Origin of the sequence: Clostridium sp. HCS.1, from assembly GCF_047900555.1 — a bacterium.
GTDB lineage: Bacteria > Bacillota > Clostridia > Clostridiales > Clostridiaceae > Clostridium.
In genome coordinates, this window is the sequence record NZ_CP170704.1 from 2,834,773 (window position 1) to 2,850,700 (window position 15,928).

The window sequence follows — 15,928 nt, forward strand, 5'->3', positions numbered from 1 at the left end:
TCATCTCTTATTCTATAATTTGATTTTTTAAACTTTTATTAAGTTCCTTCATAACTTCATTCATAATTGCTATAACCCTTGAATAATTAATTCTTTTTGGTCCAATTAATCCAATCTTTCCTATAGGTCTACCATCTACAGAATATTCAGCTGATATAATAGAACAATCCTTTGCTTCAGGAAAGAAATTTTCTTCTCCTATTCTAATTGTAATATCATTACCTGGTTCAATTAAATCTAGCAAATTATCCTTATCATTTATTAGAGATAAAATTTCTTTTGCTTTTTCAATATTATTGTACTCAGGATAATTAAAAATATTAGTTGTTCCTTCAACAAAAACCTCTGTATTATTAGACTCTTTTAATGTTTCATATAAAGCAGGAAGAATTCCATTAAATACTTCATCAAAACCTTGCAATTCATGTTTTAGGTTATTTATAACTTCTAAATTAATTTCTTCAATAGTTAAATTTCTAAGCCTACTATTTAAAACATTATTAATCTTTTGAATAGTCTCAGGCTGTGGCATATTATTAACTCTTATTCTGTGATTTTTAATAACTCCACTATCTGCAACTATTACAGAAACCAAATTATGATTATCGATAGGAAGCAATTGAATAGATTTAATATAACTACTTCTTACAGAAGGAGTCTGTACTACTGTAGTTAAGTTTGTTAATTCTGAAAGAAGCGAGCAAGCTTCTTTAACTATTTTATCTACTTCGTACATTGCAGAATTAATTAAATACTCTTTAATTTTTAATTCCTCATCCTTAGTTAACCTTCCAGTATCCATTAGTTTATCTACATATAATCTATAACCTTTATTGGAAGGTATCCTACCTGCCGAAGTATGAGGTTGTTCTAAATACCCCATTTCTTCTAAATCAGCCATTTCATTTCTAATAGTAGCTGATCCTACTCCTAAATCATATCTTTTAGCTATTGTCCTTGATCCTACTGGCTCACCAGTCATAATATAGTCATTAATGATAGCCTGAAGTATTTTTATTTTTCTTTCATCAATAGCCATTAATATCACCTCTATCTGTTAGCACTCAATATCATCGAGTGCTAATGACTACAATATCAATATATTCCTTATTAAGTTTTTTGTCAATTTTATTTAGGCACAAAATAAATAATCTCATTTAACTTTATTAATTTATTTTTTATTTTCTTTGTTTTTCTAATAATTTCTTTATTTTTCTAATACATTTAAGTTAATATAAAATCACTCATTACAGAATTAGATAACTCTATTCCTTGCTCAGTTAACCTTAATGTATCATTCTCTAAGACTAATAATTTTCTATTAATATTTTTCTCAATAACATCCTTATATATACTTTCAATATTTACCCCAAATCTTTTTTTAAATTCATTTAAACTTATCCCACTAAGAATTCTTAACCCCATAAATACGAACTCTTCCATACTATCTTCAATTGTATTTTCTGTTATTTCTTCCCAAACTTCTTCTCCAGAATTAATTCTATCTATGTATTTTTTTACATTTTCTATATTTTTAATTCTTTTCCCATCTATAAATGATGTGGATGCTGATCCAAGTCCTAAGTACTCCTCACATTTCCAATAAACCTTATTATGATAGCATTCAAAACCTGCCTTTGCATAATTAGATATTTCATATTGATGATATCCATGCTTAGTTAATATACTTTTGGTTATTTCATACATAGTTCTTTCATCATCTTCTGAAGGTAAAATCAATTTATTTCTTTCCCAAAGTTTATAAAAAGCTGTTCCTTCTTCAATAATTAAACTATAGGCAGAAATATGCTCTGGATTTAACTTAGCAATTACCTCTAAAGATTCTTTCCATTCATCAACTTTTTGATTAGGAAGTCCAAACATTAAATCTACATTTATATTTTTAAATCCAACTTTTCTTGCTAAATTAAAGTTTTCTTCAAATTGCTTAAAACTATGAATTCTTCCTATATCCTTAAGCAATGAATTTTGTACTGCTTGTAGTCCCATACTTATTCTATTTACTCCGCCATTTAACATAGCTGTTAATTTTTCTTCTTCTAAAGCTCCTGGATTACACTCCATAGTAAATTCCATGCCTTCCATAAGCTGAAGTTTTTTTATAGAATTTAAAACCTTAACTATTTCCTTAGTTTCAAGATAAGATGGTGTTCCACCACCTATAAATATACTTTTTATAATATACTTACTTCCTTTATCCTCTATCTCCTTACATAATGCATCAACATAATCTTCTCTTAAGTAATCTATAGATGCATAAGAAGGAAAATCACAATAAAAACATTTCTGCTTACAAAATGGTATATGTATATAAAGAGATAATTCTTTTTTCTTTTCCATATTATCAACTCTTTCTTTAATAAAATTCTCTTATCCCTATTATACAGAACTAATTCAAAATTCAAAATATAAAGCTTAAATACACGTGAAAAAGGGCTATTTAAATAGCCCCTTTTAAAACTTAGATGTAATTATATTTATTTTAGAAACTCCTAAAGGAGTTTCAACCTTCATTCTTCATTTTACATTTTTCATTGGTGCGAAGCACCATCTCATACTTCTCGTAAATCTACATTTATAATATTGTGATATATAACATCTCTTTGTACTATATCTATTCTAGTATTTATTAAATCTCCCTGAAACCTTATTGGTAAGCTTAAATTCAATCCACTTCTAGCTACTAATGTATCTAAATCATTTCCATTCATTTGAATATTATATACTTGTCCATTTTTTCTTTTTAACATTCCAGTAATTATCCCTTTATTTCTTAAGCTTTTCCCCTTCTTTTTTAAATCTCTATTATTTACCTCCAACATATTATCCACCTCACTAAATTTACTTTACATTTTAATATATTTCAAAAATCAAAATTTAATTACTTAATATTTATATCAATAAAAAAACTTTTGAATATTATATATAAGTAATTTATTTATGGAGTAATATATGAAAAAATTTAAAATACTTTCCTTTGATGGTGGTGGAATTAAAGGTGCTTTAAGTGTTGAAATTCTATCTAGAATAATAGCTAAATATCCAAACTTTTTAAATGAAATTGATCTCTTTGCTGGAACTTCTACAGGCTCTATAATTGCCGCACTCTTAGCTAAAGGTGTTCCTATAGAGGAATTAGAGAAATTATATTCTAGAGAAGTTTCTGGACAGATTTTTTCTAATTATAATTTTAATATTATAAAGCCAAAGTTTAACAATACCTTATTAAAAAGATTTATCTCAAATTATTTTGATGATAAATTCAAAATAAATGATTTTAAAAAATATATATTTATTCCAGCCTTTTACTTAGGAGATGAACATACAAAATCCTGGAAACCTGTGTTTTTTAACAACTTATCTAAGAATAATACAAGTTATATTCTTGCTAGAGATGCTATTTTAGCTAGCTGTGCTGCTCCTACATATTTTCCATCCTATAAAAACTATATAGATGGTGGAGTAGTAGCTAATTCTCCTACTGCCATTTCTATTGCCACAACTTTATCTTCTTTACCTAAGTATAGAAAAGAAGATATATTACTTTTATCTATTGGTACAGGAGACAGCCCTGAAAGAATAATAGGTAAGACTCATAAATGGGGAATACTTCAATGGTCATTTCATCCCTTTGCAAAGATGAAATCCCCATTACTAGCTTTATTAATGGATGGTATGTCTAACTTAGAAGACTTATATTGCAAAGAATTCTTAAAAGAAAATTACTTTAGAATAAATCCGCAGGTGCCAAAATTTATAGATTTAGATGATTATAAATTGATTCATTATTTAAAGAATATAGGTAAAAACTGTGATTTATCAAATTTAATAAAATATTTAAATAATTTTTACTTCAAGTGAATATTTAAGTAGCATTTGTATTTTTTTGATATATAATAAATTATATAAGCATTATTTGTTTATATAAAATAATATTACCACCTTATTCTTATAGTTATCTAATAAAAAATGCTAAGTCAAATTGACTTAGCATTTTTTATTATAAATTATTTATCCACTTTTAATACTGCCATAAATGCTTCTTGAGGAATTTCAACTGAGCCAACCTGTCTCATTCTCTTCTTTCCTTCTTTTTGCTTTTCTAACAGCTTTTTCTTTCTTGAAATATCTCCACCATAACATTTTGCAAGTACGTCTTTTCTCATAGCTTTTACTGTTTCTCTAGCTATTATTTTAGATCCTACTGCTGCTTGAATTGGCACTTCAAACATTTGTCTTGGTATTATTTCTTTAAGTTTTTCTGCTATACCTCTTCCCTTTTCATAAGCTTTTTCTCTTGGAACTATCATAGATAAAGCATCTACAACATCACCATTTAACATAATATCAAGCTTAACTAATTCGGTTTGAGTATATCCCTTAAATTCATAATCTAATGAAGCATATCCTCTAGTTCTAGATTTTAATGTATCAAAGAAATCATAAACAATTTCATTTAATGGAATATCATAATTAATAGAAACTCTTGTTTCTTCTAAATATTGCATATCAATGAAGGTTCCTCTTCTTTCTTGACATAATTCCATTACAGCACCAACATAATCTGAAGGAGCTATTATGCTTGCCTTAACTATTGGTTCTTCCATATATTCTATTTCTGTAGCTTCTGGAAGATTAGTTGGGTTTGTAAGTTCTATTACTTCTCCATTAGTTTTTATTACTTTATAAATAACTGACGGTGCAGTTGTAATAATATCTAAATTAAATTCTCTCTCTATTCTTTCTTGAATTATTTCCATATGTAATAATCCTAAGAATCCACATCTAAATCCAAAGCCTAAAGCTATTGATGTTTCTGGTTCAAAGCTTAAAGCAGCATCATTTATTTGAAGCTTTTCTAATGCATCTTTTAGTTCTTGATATTTTGCTCCATCAACTGGATAAATACCTGAATAAACCATTGGTACTGCAGGTTTATATCCTGGTAATGCCTCTGCTGTTGGTCTATCTGCTTCAGTAATAGTGTCACCTACTCTTGCATCTCTTACATTTTTTATTGAAGCTGCAATATATCCAACATCCCCTGCTCTTAATTCATTAATTGGAAGTGCCTTAGGTGTAAATACACCAACTTCAGTTACTTCACAAATTTTATTTGTTGCCATTAACTTAATTTTTGTACCTGGTTTTACAACACCATCAAAAATTCTAACATAAGAAACAACACCCTTATAACTATCATAATAAGAGTCAAATATTAAGGCTTTAAGTGGTGCATCTTCATCTCCATTAGGTGCTGGTACCTTTTCTACTACAGTCTCTAAAACATCTGCAATATTTAAACCAGTTTTTGCAGAAATCAATGGTGCATCTTCTGCTTCTATCCCTATAATATCTTCAATTTCTTGTTTAACTTCATCTGGTCTTGCAGATTGTAAATCCACTTTATTTATAACTGGTGCAATTTCCAAATCATTATTTAAAGCTAAATAGCAGTTTGCTAGTGTTTGTGCTTGAACCCCTTGAGTTGCATCTACTACTAATACAGCTCCTTCACATGCAGCTAAGCTTCTTGAAACTTCATATGTAAAATCTACGTGTCCTGGAGTATCAATTAAATTTAATATATACTCCTCTCCATCAGGTCTTCTATAAATAAGTCTTGCTGCTTGAGACTTAATAGTTATACCTCTTTCTCTCTCTATTTCCATATTATCAAGTATTTGTTCTTCCATTTCTCTTTGGGTAAGAGTTCCTGTGGCTTCCAATAATCTATCAGCTAGGGTTGACTTACCATGATCTATATGGGCTACTATAGAAAAATTTCTAATTCTTTCTTGTCTATTACTACTCATATATTAAACTATTGCTTAAATAAGCAAATAGTCACTTCACCCCCATTATAATTTTCAAGGTAAATTATATCATAATGCCTAGGTTGTGTGTCAATATAAATATGAAGTTGTTAATATGTGTTAATTACTATTATTCTTATCTTGTAAAAAATCATCTATTATCTTATCTAAATCTCCACTTTCAGTATTGACTTCATTAGTCTTTATTTTACCATTTATTTTATCTATTATACTATTAAATCCATTATATAAAAATCCACCAACATCATAAAATTTTTCTGTTATTTTATTATTCATATTTATTATGAATTCCTTGTTATACACTTTTACTGTAGTATTTTCATTTTTATCCTTAGGAGTATAAATCTTTACTTCTGCATCATCCTTAATAAACTCTTCAAAATCCTTACCGAATTCCTCTTTAACTAATTCATAATTATCATCACCATTACCCACAGGTGATAAAGCTTTGGTGTTAATAATATTAACTTGTACACTGCCTAATATTATTATTATAAAAAAAATTAATGTTCCTATTAGAACTTTTTTATTAATCAAAAAAGCACCCCCTAGTATTTTTACTATCTAAAGGATGCTCATAAAAATCAATTTTTATTCATATTTTACTTATTTAAATTCTCTGCTATTATCCTTGCAATATACTTACTGGTTAATTTTGCTTCTTGTGCTGTATTTACATTTGATCCTACTTCTATAAGTATAAGATTATCACTTAAGCTATAATTATTAGCAAAAGCTCCTGGACTCCATACATAAGTTTCTCTAATTAAGTCAGGAAATAATCTAACTGCAGTATTATACATCTTATCAACAAATTCCTTGTTTGCAGGATATCTACTACTATTTTCAGCAGTAACAAACATCATTTTTGCTAAACTTTCATTATTCATATTAACTGTATATACGTCTTTTAATCTATCTGCTTTAGCACTATCTACTCCATCTCTATGAAGGTCTATTATAACTTTAAAATCCCCATATTCATTTAAATATTTTTTTAAAGTTTCATTAGATCTACTATATGCATCGTCATAAACAACACTATGATTAGTTTTATCATGAATAACAGATATTCCATAACCTTCTTCAAGTTCTTTAGCTAAAACATCACCAACTCCAGATACATTAAAATCAGTATCTGTAGTTAATTTTTCCCTTTCTGAATAATTTTCTGTTGTATGAGTATGGAATATTAACACTTCTGGTTTTGAATTATTTAAAGGCTTTTTTAAACTTGGATCATAGGCTGCGCTTACCTTGTTTAATTCAGCAATTTCTTCATCCGTCATCTTAGCTATACTTTCTGTTTTTAATGAGAATGGTGTTAATTTATTTATTGATGATGCTACTCCAGCACCTCCAAACATTTTGCTAAATAAGCTTACTTCCTTCCCTACTATATTATATGCATTTATACCTCTTATTCCCACAGCTTCTAAGGCCACATTTTTTAAAGAAAGATTATTTTCTACATATGCCCCTTCATCATAAACTGCAGTTTTTACTACTGGCATAGAAAAGTTAAGCATTTGAACATATGCATATCCGCCTGGATCATTGTAGTTATTTACTACATTAATTGCTCTTATAACAAATATTATACAAGCTACTATAATAATTAAATATCCCATACTAAAATTCTTACTGTTAATACCTAACTTTCCATTTCTTCTTGCCCTCTTATTATTAGGTGAACCTTGTCTTAATGAATACATGCAACTCCCCCTTCCTCTAATAAATATATTTAGAGAGTTACATAATTATTAATAAATATAAAAATATTTTTTTAATTCATAAACTTATTTATATCTTCCATATCTAAATTGGGTTGAATTGCCATATTAATACCATTTGCAATTATTTTTGCTAAGGATTCAATTACAGCATCAACATCCTTTGGTGTAACCATTAAATCTCCTACATATGGATCTAATACCTCTTTTATTAATTGGCTTTTTTCAAGCTTATCTACTGACTTTAGCATATTATAAAATTCTTTTCCTTTTTCAGCCTTACTAATAAGGCCATCTAGAACAAGATCTATAGTATCATTTGCTATAGTTGCTGCATGAACTACCGTAGGAACTCCAATAGCTACTACCTTCACACCTAAAGACTCTTCATTTATCTTCATTCTATGATTTCCAACACCTGCTCCTGGAGATATACCTGTATCACTAATTTGTATAGTTCTATTTACTCTTTCAAGCTTTCTTGAGCCAAGAGCATCAATACATATAACTAAATCAGGTTTTATTCTATCTACTAATGATTTTATTATTTCCCCAGTTTCTATTCCAGTTATTCCAAGAACCCCAGGGGATATACAACAAACTGGTCTTACTGAATCATCTATAGCCTCTGGCATAACTTGCTTTAAATGTCTAGTAACCATAATTTTTTCAGTTACCTTTGGGCCTAATGAATCTGGAGTTACATTCCAATTTCCAAGTCCTACAACTAATGCTGTTTTTTCTTCAGGCATATTTACTAATCTAGTTAAAACATTATCCACAACCTTTGAAACATTATCCATAGATTCACCATCATAATGAGTAAATTCTGGGAAATCTATTGTTATATAATTACCTTTAGGCTTTCCCAATTCTTTACCAGCCTCATCACTTTCTATACTTACAGTAGTTATTTTTATATCCCCCTCTTTTTCTTCATCTACAATAACTCCATCAAGCTCCCTTTTATTTTCTTCAGTGTACATATCTCTAGCTTCTATGGCTAAATCTGTTCTTACATTAATCATAAAAATACCTCCAAAAAAACTATTATCTCTTTTATTTTTCCTTAATGTTTCAATTTAATACTTGAACTTCTAAACTTTCAATGATATAATCTAGTATGTTAAAAACGAACTCGAACGCAGATTTCCCCAAAACTGCAAAGAGACCCTAATAAAATTATTAAGGGGGTGAATTTAGAATGGCAAATATTAAATCAGCAAAAAAGAGAATTAAAGTAACTGAAGCAAAAACTGCTCAAAACAGAATGATTAAATCAGCTTTAAAAACTGCTGTAAAGAAATTTGAAGTAGCTGTTGCTGCAAACAACGTAGAAGAAGCTAAGGTTCTTTTCCCTAAGGCTGTTAAAGCTTTAGATATGGCAGCTCAAAAAGGAGTATGTCACAAGAACATGGTAGCTAGAAAGAAATCAAGATTAGCTGCAAAGTTAAACGCTATGGCGTAATCAAATAAGAAGCCGATCCAAATGGATCGGCTATTATTTTATTAGAAAAACTCCTATAGGAGTTTTTTCATCAATTTTTCATTTTACATTCTTTATTCTTCATTTATATTTACTTAGTCATAAATATGTTAAATATCATTAGCTCCATTTCCATATTCTTATCTACACCTGATGTTTTAATTTTATTTTCAGTTTGTAAACATATTTCCATTATTTTTTGAAGCTGTTTTATAGAAAATTTGCTAGATTGATTAATTAACTTTTCACAGACAAAGGTTGGAAGTTTAAATTTAGATGAAATATCATTGGCATTTGCTCCACTTTGAACCATAACTTTAATTTCATAAAGCCTTTTAAAATTATTTTCTATGTTAGAAATAATAAGCATATGTTGATCACTTTTAGATAATAAATCATAAAGTAAATCTAAAGTTTTTTCTACCTTCTTTTGAGAAATAAAATCTACTAAATCAAAAATATCATCTTCACTAGAATTTGCAATTAACTTATCTATATCAAATTTATTTATAGCTCTATTTTCTGCATATGAAATAAGCTTATCCGCTTCTCTTCTAATTATATCAAAGTTATTTTGCACTTTTTCTGCAAAATATCTTAACTCAACTTTTCCTATTTCTTTTCCCTTTTCTTTAAATACCTCTTCTACCTTTTTATAATATCTATCCTTTTTTAATTTATCAAAGTATACTACCTTAGAAACCTTTTCTAAAGATTTTAATTTATTACTTTTCTTAGGAGTATCTCTTTTATCATTAAATAAATAATACATTATAAGAACTGTATAGGTGGGCAAGTCTTTTAAATATTTAAGTATATCATTGTAAAGCTTTGTGCCTGCAGCATCACTTTTATCCTTTAAGAAACCTGCTCTATATACAACAACTACCTTTTTATCACCCATAAAAGGCATAGTTTCACAAGCATTCATAATATCATCAAAGGTTGTTGTTAATCCATCTAATCTTATATAATTTAAATCAAGTAGGGATTTATCAATAGTAGTATTAACAATTAAGTTTATTCCTTCCTTAATTAGTTCTTCATCTAATCCACAAAAGATATAAGAATTGTCAATTTTCCCCTTCTTAACTTCACCTTCTAGTACATCAAAATCTATCAAAGCAATCTACCTTTCTTAATTAATTACTAAAACTTTATTTTTAAATAAAACAATTTTTACATAATTACTATATTTGCAGTCTATTATATCATAATTTTCATTATATTTCTCACTAGAAAGCTTTATTAAATATCTGTTTATTTTATTTCTTATTAAAATATTTTTGTTTAGTTTTTCTATCTCAATAGTGTTATTTAATTTTACCTTTTTAAAATTTTTATATTCACTATTAGATAATGAAATAAATTTATACTTTTTTAAATCTACACCTTTCTTGGTAGCAACTAAGCTTCTTTCCCCCTTGTAGCTAATCAATAATACTCCATCCCTATAATACTGAAGCTTTGGATATGGACTATAAAAGTTAATAAATAAATAAAATAATATTATTGTTGGAAAATAAATAACCCTTTTATATCCCTTTCTATAAAAATAAATAGTAATTAATAGTATTATATAGATTACTGATATTATTTCATTTAAGAATAGTATACTTGGTAAAATACTAAGTAGCTTCTCTGAAATTATATCTATAGATAAGGTGGCATAATAGGCAAGAAAAGCGAGATAATTAAATATAACTTCAAAATTTATTGTTAATGCTAAAATGTTTCCTAAAATTACAATTGCATTTATTAATGGCATAAGTATTAAATTCCCTACTAGAAATCCTAATGAAAATTCTCTAAAGTATAATATTAAAAAAGGAAAAGTAAATACTTGAGAGGATAAACTAATAGCTGTCCCCTCTCTTAAGAACTTAGGTAATCTATATAAATTTTTATTAAATTTCTTATTAAATAAAATTATTCCAAGAGTTGATAAAAAACTTAGTTGAAATCCCACTTCGAAAATACTATATGGCTTATATAAAATTAATATAGTCCCAGCTAATGATAGACCTGCTAAAGGATTGTAACTTCTTCTAAAAGGTACTGCTAAACTTAAGCATAATAACATTATATAGGATCTTACAGTTGATATAGCTGCTCCAGTAAAAATTACATACATAATGGAGACAATAGGTGCTATTTTATTCCCTAAAACTTTTTTAAGTAAAGAATATACTATAACCATATGAAGTCCTGATACAGATACAGCATGCAATACCCCTAAATTCTTCATTGTACTTTCATCTTCTCTATCTAAAAACTCTGTATATCCAAAGGATATAGATGTTATTAAAGCTGATCTTCTACTTCCTAACTTTTCTTTTAATTTATTAAAAATTTCTTCTCTAATCCTATAAATTTTACCCTTTAAATCTAAATTTAACTTTTCATATTCTTCTACCTTTACTTCTCCTAATATCCCTCTTTCAATATTAATATCCTTTCTAAATTCTATCTTAGCTAATATTTTATCGCCTAGTTTAATATCTTGAAAATTCCCTGATAAGTATACCTTTCTGCCCTTAATTTCACCTATTCCTCCATAGCTATTTAGTGAAACTATTCTTATTTCTTCATTAGAATTAGTATTTAAATTATAGTATAAAAAATTATTTATTATTGGTATTAGGAAAAATATAGCCAATATTATAGCTAATTCTAATCTTTTTAAGAAAATAAGATAAATAAAAAAACAGCTAACAAATAGTATCGCTAGCCATTTTTCTTTATAGAAAAGTAAAAATATACAACTTGATAATATAAAAACTAAGAATATGTAAAGTAGTATATTTTCTTTATTATTTAACTTCAATGGCAACACCTCATTTTAAAGTCTTACCATTTTTTTATAATTAAGTCTGCTATAGCAAAAATAAATAAAATCCACCCAACTATTATTAAAATAACTAAATCAAACTTAAATCCTAATAACATAATTAATAATGTTAATGATAAAACATATATTAAAAGTATCACTATTAAAAGTTTTATATATTTTAAGTTGTTTTTAGTAAAAATATTGCAGTTAATAATAGTATCTATGATAGTAATACCACCAATAAATAAGAATCCTATTATATCAAAGCTATTTTTTATAAAGTATGCTGCTACTATTGGAAGTAAAGCAAATAAGATACCCTTTATAACTACCTTTTTACCCTTATATGAATTATTTTCACACAATATATTTAGTAAAATTACAGGCGTTATTAAAAGTAAATTCATTAAAATAATATAATATTCTTTAGTTAAGTTTCCATTTATGAAATAATATTGGAAATTTAAATATATTATTTCCGCTAAAGTAATAATAGCATATATGCTTAATCCAGCTTTAACTGCTTCTTTAATTTCACTTTCTCTATTTTTTAAGTTAAAAAATGTTTTTATACTACTTTTTTCAGTGTAAACATCTCCTATTCTTCTTAATAACATTGAAACCTTTCCTTTTACTATTCCAATATTGGCTAGACTTACTATAGACAAGTCAGCTAAATTTTTTCCTTCAGCAATAAATCCATAGCCATCATTATTGTATAATGATATAATTTTATTTCTAATCTCTGGATTAACCTTACAATAAATTCTAACCTTAGATACTATTTTTATTAATTCCTCTTCATTCAATGATTCTAAATCAATACCAGATACTATTTGATCTTCACTAGAAATTAAACCAATTTTTCTTCCAAAAGTTTCTGCCGATATAGTAGATTCCTCTGTAAATATTATAGGTAAAACTCCAGAATCTATAATTGTATTAATATCATCTAACACATCATCTACTAATGGATTTTCTAAAGCTATAATTCCTACAAAAACTAAATTGCTTTCTACATTTTCATATTTTGATGGTTCATAATTGAAACTTCTATATGCAAAAGCTTCTGTTAACAAACCTTCCTTTGAAAAACTTAAATCTGCAAGTTTAATTTTCATTATATCTTCAGAGGTTATTTCTCTTTCAATACCATTGATTAAAATATGAGTACAACAGCTTAAAATTCTGTCTAAATTTCCTCTTGAATTTGATCTATATCCTTTTCTATTCTTATTTAAAGTAGTGGCCATTCCCCTATCTGAAGAATTAATAAGTTCAAACTTTCTTCTATTTAATCCCTCTAATCTCTGTTTATTAATAGAATTTTCTTCACCAAACTTAACATAGGCTATTTCAAATATACTGCCTTTTATATATTTATTATCTATATTATATTTAGAGTTATTGCACAATATAGCTATATCTATAAGCCTCTTTATATTTATATCAGCTATATCTATCTTATTTGATAAATATATTTGTTCATTTGTATATATCTTATCTACAAAAAGTTCCTTCTTACTTATATTACCTATCTTATCCATAAAGAATATTTTCACATCATTTACTAAAGATATAGCAGAAGTATTATTTAATTCTATATTATCTTCCACTAAAACTTTTTTCCTAAAGGCTTTATTATAATATAGGAAAATAAATGGAAACACTATTGAAATAACTGAAAATATCCCTTGCGCTAAAAGTTCATTTTTATTTGTTATTTTCCCTGGAAGAACTAAAACTAAGATAGCTTGTACCAATAATAAACATAAAACCACCTTCATTATATTATTTTCAATATTTTTTATAAGAAAATTACTTTTATTATTAGTATTACTAATAACATTAACTAACTTTCCAAGCTGTGTATTTCCTCCTACTTCTACAACTATTCCCTTACCTGAACCTTCTTTAACTATAGATCCTCTAAATATCATATTAGAAATTTCACTAATAGACTCCACAGTATAATCTATTTTTATTGAATCCTTTTCTTTTATAAAATTATCTCCAGTAACTCCCCTTTCATCTACTTTAAGGTTTTCACTTTCTATAATTCTAATATCTGCAGCTATTATAGAATTTTTTCTAAAAAAGATTATATCTCCTTTTACTAACTCTTCTGCTTCAACTAATCTTTCAATACCTTCTCTTAAAACTAAAACTTGTGAAGTATTTAGATTTTGTAAAAGTTCAATTTCCTTTTCCTTCTTTATTTCACTATGTAACTTTATTGCTAAATTACTAAATAATAAAATAGCTATAATGGCTCCCATTATGTAAAATTCATTTAATAGAAATAATATGATAAATATTAAGTAAATAATTAGATATTTTTGTTTTACTAGCTCTAATAATAATTTAAATATCCCTCTAGAATAAGGTAAATTAATTTTATTATTTTCAATTTCTCTTCTTATACTACAATCATATTCATAAAGGCCTTTATTAATATCGCTATTAAGTTCTTCTACTACTTTAATCCAAGATTTGTTGTAATACTTCTCCATAAAACCCCTCCCTATTTAAATTTTCGAATTAAATAACAATAACCTAACATTTATAGTATAAATTGTTAGGTTATTTTTTAAAAGTACTATTTCACCATTTCAAATATACATTATCATTTTGTCTTTGGATTAAATATCAAAGCCATAGTATATCCAAAGAATATTGCAGCTGTAATTCCAGCTGCTGTACCTGTTATACCACCAGTAAAAGCACCAATTAATCCTTTCTCTTCTACAGCTTTTATAGCACCTTTGGCTAAAGAATTACCAAAGCCAGGCAATGGAATACTGGCACCAGCTCCTCCAATTTCAATTATTTTATCATATATTCCAAAGGCACCTAATATTGTTCCTAAAGTAACAAAAATCACTAATATCCTTGCTGGAGTTAATTTAGTTGTATCCATAAGTATTTGCCCTATAACACAAATAATACCGCCTACTATAAAAGCACTAATATATGTCATAATATCTTCTCCTTACTAATTATTAAACTCAATTGCAACAGCATGAGCAATTCCAGGAATGCTTTCTCCTTGAAGAGATGATGTGGTACTCATAAGAGCTCCAGTAGATACTAATAAGATACTTTTAATTTCTTTTCTTATCATCTTTTTATAGAAATATCCTGATGCCACTACTGCAGAACATCCACAGCCACTTCCACCAGAATCTGTTTTTTGAATATTATCATCAAATATCATATCTCCACAATCAAAATAATTACTTCTAATATCATAACCATACTCCAATAATAATTTACAGGTTATCTCCTTTCCCACTTTTCCTAAATCCCCTGTAATTACAGCATCATAGTAATTTGGATTTCTTCCAGTATCCTTAAAATGCATAGCTATTGTATCAACTGCTGCTGGAGCCATTGCTGCCCCCATATTATTAGGATCTTTAATTCCATAATCCTTTACAACTCCAGTTGTAATATAGGTTACTTCTGGAAAATTCCCTTCTTTAGCAAGCACCATAGCTCCTGCACCTGTAACTGTCCATTGAGCTAATGGGCTTCTTTGTGCTCCATATTCTAAAGGAAATCTAAATTGCCTTTCAGCTGAACTAAAATGTGATGATGTTGCTGCTACTACATATTCTCCAAAACCTCCATCTAGCATCATTGATGCTACGCTTAAAGATTCTGACATAGTTGAGCAAGCACCATATAATCCAAAAAAAGGAATATTTAATTCTCTTGCTGCAAAGGAGGATGATGCTAATTGATTCAGTAAATCTCCAGCAAATAAATAATCTACATCTTCTTCTTCTATTTTTGCCCTACTTATAGCAGAAGTTATAGCTGTATATAGCATTTCACTTTCTGCCTTTTCAAAACTTTCTTTACCATATAAATCATCATTTAATATTTCATCGAAATAACTTCCTAAAGGTCCTTCTCCTTCCTTTGGTCCAACTATAGAATAGGTTGCTACAATCTTAGGAGGATTTAATAACCTAACTGTTTGCTTTCCAATTTTTTTTGTTTTACTCATAAC

The 15,928-nt window shown here is 27.4% G+C and carries 14 protein-coding genes; 2 read left to right on the forward strand and 12 right to left on the reverse strand.

Translation table 11 applies throughout. The features are described 5' to 3' along the window. Window positions 1–7: 7 nt before the first annotated feature. From hrcA to ACFYH6_RS13495, 3 genes are all read right to left on the reverse strand, one after another. The gene (gene hrcA / locus ACFYH6_RS13485; protein ID WP_416178383.1) at window positions 8–1,039 is read right to left on the reverse strand and encodes a heat-inducible transcriptional repressor HrcA; all 1,032 of its coding nucleotides are present in this window, start codon (window positions 1,037–1,039) and stop codon (window positions 8–10) included. Between the two features lie 185 nt (window positions 1,040–1,224). Continuing rightward, the gene (gene hemW, locus ACFYH6_RS13490; protein WP_316343539.1) at window positions 1,225–2,361 is read right to left on the reverse strand and encodes a radical SAM family heme chaperone HemW; all 1,137 of its coding nucleotides are present in this window, start codon (window positions 2,359–2,361) and stop codon (window positions 1,225–1,227) included. Window positions 2,362–2,573: 212 nt separating this feature from the next. Beyond that, window positions 2,574–2,843: a hypothetical protein gene (locus tag ACFYH6_RS13495; RefSeq protein WP_416178382.1), complete on the reverse strand. Its 270-nt coding sequence runs from the start codon at window positions 2,841–2,843 to the stop codon at window positions 2,574–2,576. Window positions 2,844–2,973: 130 nt separating this feature from the next. Between ACFYH6_RS13495 and ACFYH6_RS13500 the strand changes: the two genes are divergently transcribed. Then, a complete protein-coding gene (locus tag ACFYH6_RS13500) occupies window positions 2,974–3,882 on the forward strand; it encodes a patatin-like phospholipase family protein (protein WP_416178381.1) in 909 nt (302 codons plus the stop codon). Between the two features lie 146 nt (window positions 3,883–4,028). Here ACFYH6_RS13500 and lepA read toward each other — a convergent pair whose 3' ends face one another. The 4 genes from lepA to gpr all read right to left on the reverse strand — a co-directional run bounded on the left by lepA (window position 4,029) and on the right by gpr (window position 8,619). Beyond that, entirely contained in the window at window positions 4,029–5,837 is a 1,809-nt protein-coding gene (lepA, locus tag ACFYH6_RS13505; RefSeq protein WP_316343534.1) for a translation elongation factor 4, read from the reverse strand. A gap of 120 nt (window positions 5,838–5,957) precedes the next feature. Next, on the reverse strand, window positions 5,958–6,395 hold the full coding sequence (locus tag ACFYH6_RS13510) for a hypothetical protein (RefSeq protein ID WP_316343533.1): 438 nt from the start codon (window positions 6,393–6,395) through the stop codon (window positions 5,958–5,960). A 65-nt stretch (window positions 6,396–6,460) separates the two neighbouring features. Further along, complete coding sequence (locus tag ACFYH6_RS13515) at window positions 6,461–7,573, reverse strand: stage II sporulation protein P (RefSeq protein WP_316343532.1); 1,113 nt, start codon at window positions 7,571–7,573, stop codon at window positions 6,461–6,463. A 71-nt stretch (window positions 7,574–7,644) separates the two neighbouring features. Continuing rightward, window positions 7,645–8,619 carry a GPR endopeptidase gene (gpr, locus tag ACFYH6_RS13520; RefSeq protein WP_316343531.1) on the reverse strand — a complete coding sequence of 325 codons (975 nt, stop codon included), beginning with the start codon at window positions 8,617–8,619 and terminating at the stop codon, window positions 7,645–7,647. A gap of 176 nt (window positions 8,620–8,795) precedes the next feature. Here gpr and rpsT point away from each other — a divergent pair, with 176 nt between their 5' ends. Next, complete coding sequence (gene rpsT / locus ACFYH6_RS13525) at window positions 8,796–9,059, forward strand: 30S ribosomal protein S20 (RefSeq protein WP_191748197.1); 264 nt, start codon at window positions 8,796–8,798, stop codon at window positions 9,057–9,059. A 109-nt stretch (window positions 9,060–9,168) separates the two neighbouring features. Here rpsT and holA read toward each other — a convergent pair whose 3' ends face one another. The 5 genes from holA to spoVAD all read right to left on the reverse strand — a co-directional run bounded on the left by holA (window position 9,169) and on the right by spoVAD (window position 15,925). Further along, a complete protein-coding gene (holA, locus tag ACFYH6_RS13530) occupies window positions 9,169–10,200 on the reverse strand; it encodes a DNA polymerase III subunit delta (RefSeq protein WP_316343530.1) in 1,032 nt (343 codons plus the stop codon). A 15-nt stretch (window positions 10,201–10,215) separates the two neighbouring features. Continuing rightward, complete coding sequence (locus ACFYH6_RS13535; RefSeq protein ID WP_416246463.1) at window positions 10,216–11,904, reverse strand: ComEC/Rec2 family competence protein; 1,689 nt, start codon at window positions 11,902–11,904, stop codon at window positions 10,216–10,218. 23 nt (window positions 11,905–11,927) lie between these two features. Next, window positions 11,928–14,423, reverse strand: coding sequence for a hypothetical protein (locus ACFYH6_RS13540; RefSeq protein ID WP_416178379.1), 2,496 nt, complete (start codon window positions 14,421–14,423; stop codon window positions 11,928–11,930). Between the two features lie 113 nt (window positions 14,424–14,536). Continuing rightward, window positions 14,537–14,890 (reverse strand): stage V sporulation protein AE, encoded by a 354-nt coding sequence (gene spoVAE / locus ACFYH6_RS13545; protein WP_316343527.1) that lies wholly within the window; start codon window positions 14,888–14,890, stop codon window positions 14,537–14,539. Between the two features lie 15 nt (window positions 14,891–14,905). After that, complete coding sequence (gene spoVAD, locus ACFYH6_RS13550; protein WP_416178378.1) at window positions 14,906–15,925, reverse strand: stage V sporulation protein AD; 1,020 nt, start codon at window positions 15,923–15,925, stop codon at window positions 14,906–14,908. Window positions 15,926–15,928: the final 3 nt, after the last annotated feature.

What these genes read in the sequence shown, in the direction of transcription:
- spoVAE (WP_316343527.1), bottom strand. Translation starts at nt 14,890, where the DNA reads ATGACATATATTAGTGCTTTTATAGTAGGCGGTATTATTTGTGTTATA.
- ACFYH6_RS13515 (WP_316343532.1), bottom strand. Translation starts at nt 7,573, where the DNA reads ATGTATTCATTAAGACAAGGTTCACCTAATAATAAGAGGGCAAGAAGA.
- ACFYH6_RS13500 (WP_416178381.1), top strand. Translation starts at nt 2,974, where the DNA reads ATGAAAAAATTTAAAATACTTTCCTTTGATGGTGGTGGAATTAAAGGT.
- spoVAD (WP_416178378.1), bottom strand. Translation starts at nt 15,925, where the DNA reads ATGAGTAAAACAAAAAAAATTGGAAAGCAAACAGTTAGGTTATTAAAT.
- ACFYH6_RS13495 (WP_416178382.1), bottom strand. Translation starts at nt 2,843, where the DNA reads ATGTTGGAGGTAAATAATAGAGATTTAAAAAAGAAGGGGAAAAGCTTA.
- lepA (WP_316343534.1), bottom strand. Translation starts at nt 5,837, where the DNA reads ATGAGTAGTAATAGACAAGAAAGAATTAGAAATTTTTCTATAGTAGCC.
- hrcA (WP_416178383.1), bottom strand. Translation starts at nt 1,039, where the DNA reads ATGGCTATTGATGAAAGAAAAATAAAAATACTTCAGGCTATCATTAAT.
- rpsT (WP_191748197.1), top strand. Translation starts at nt 8,796, where the DNA reads ATGGCAAATATTAAATCAGCAAAAAAGAGAATTAAAGTAACTGAAGCA.
- gpr (WP_316343531.1), bottom strand. Translation starts at nt 8,619, where the DNA reads ATGATTAATGTAAGAACAGATTTAGCCATAGAAGCTAGAGATATGTAC.
- hemW (WP_316343539.1), bottom strand. Translation starts at nt 2,361, where the DNA reads ATGGAAAAGAAAAAAGAATTATCTCTTTATATACATATACCATTTTGT.
- ACFYH6_RS13540 (WP_416178379.1), bottom strand. Translation starts at nt 14,423, where the DNA reads ATGGAGAAGTATTACAACAAATCTTGGATTAAAGTAGTAGAAGAACTT.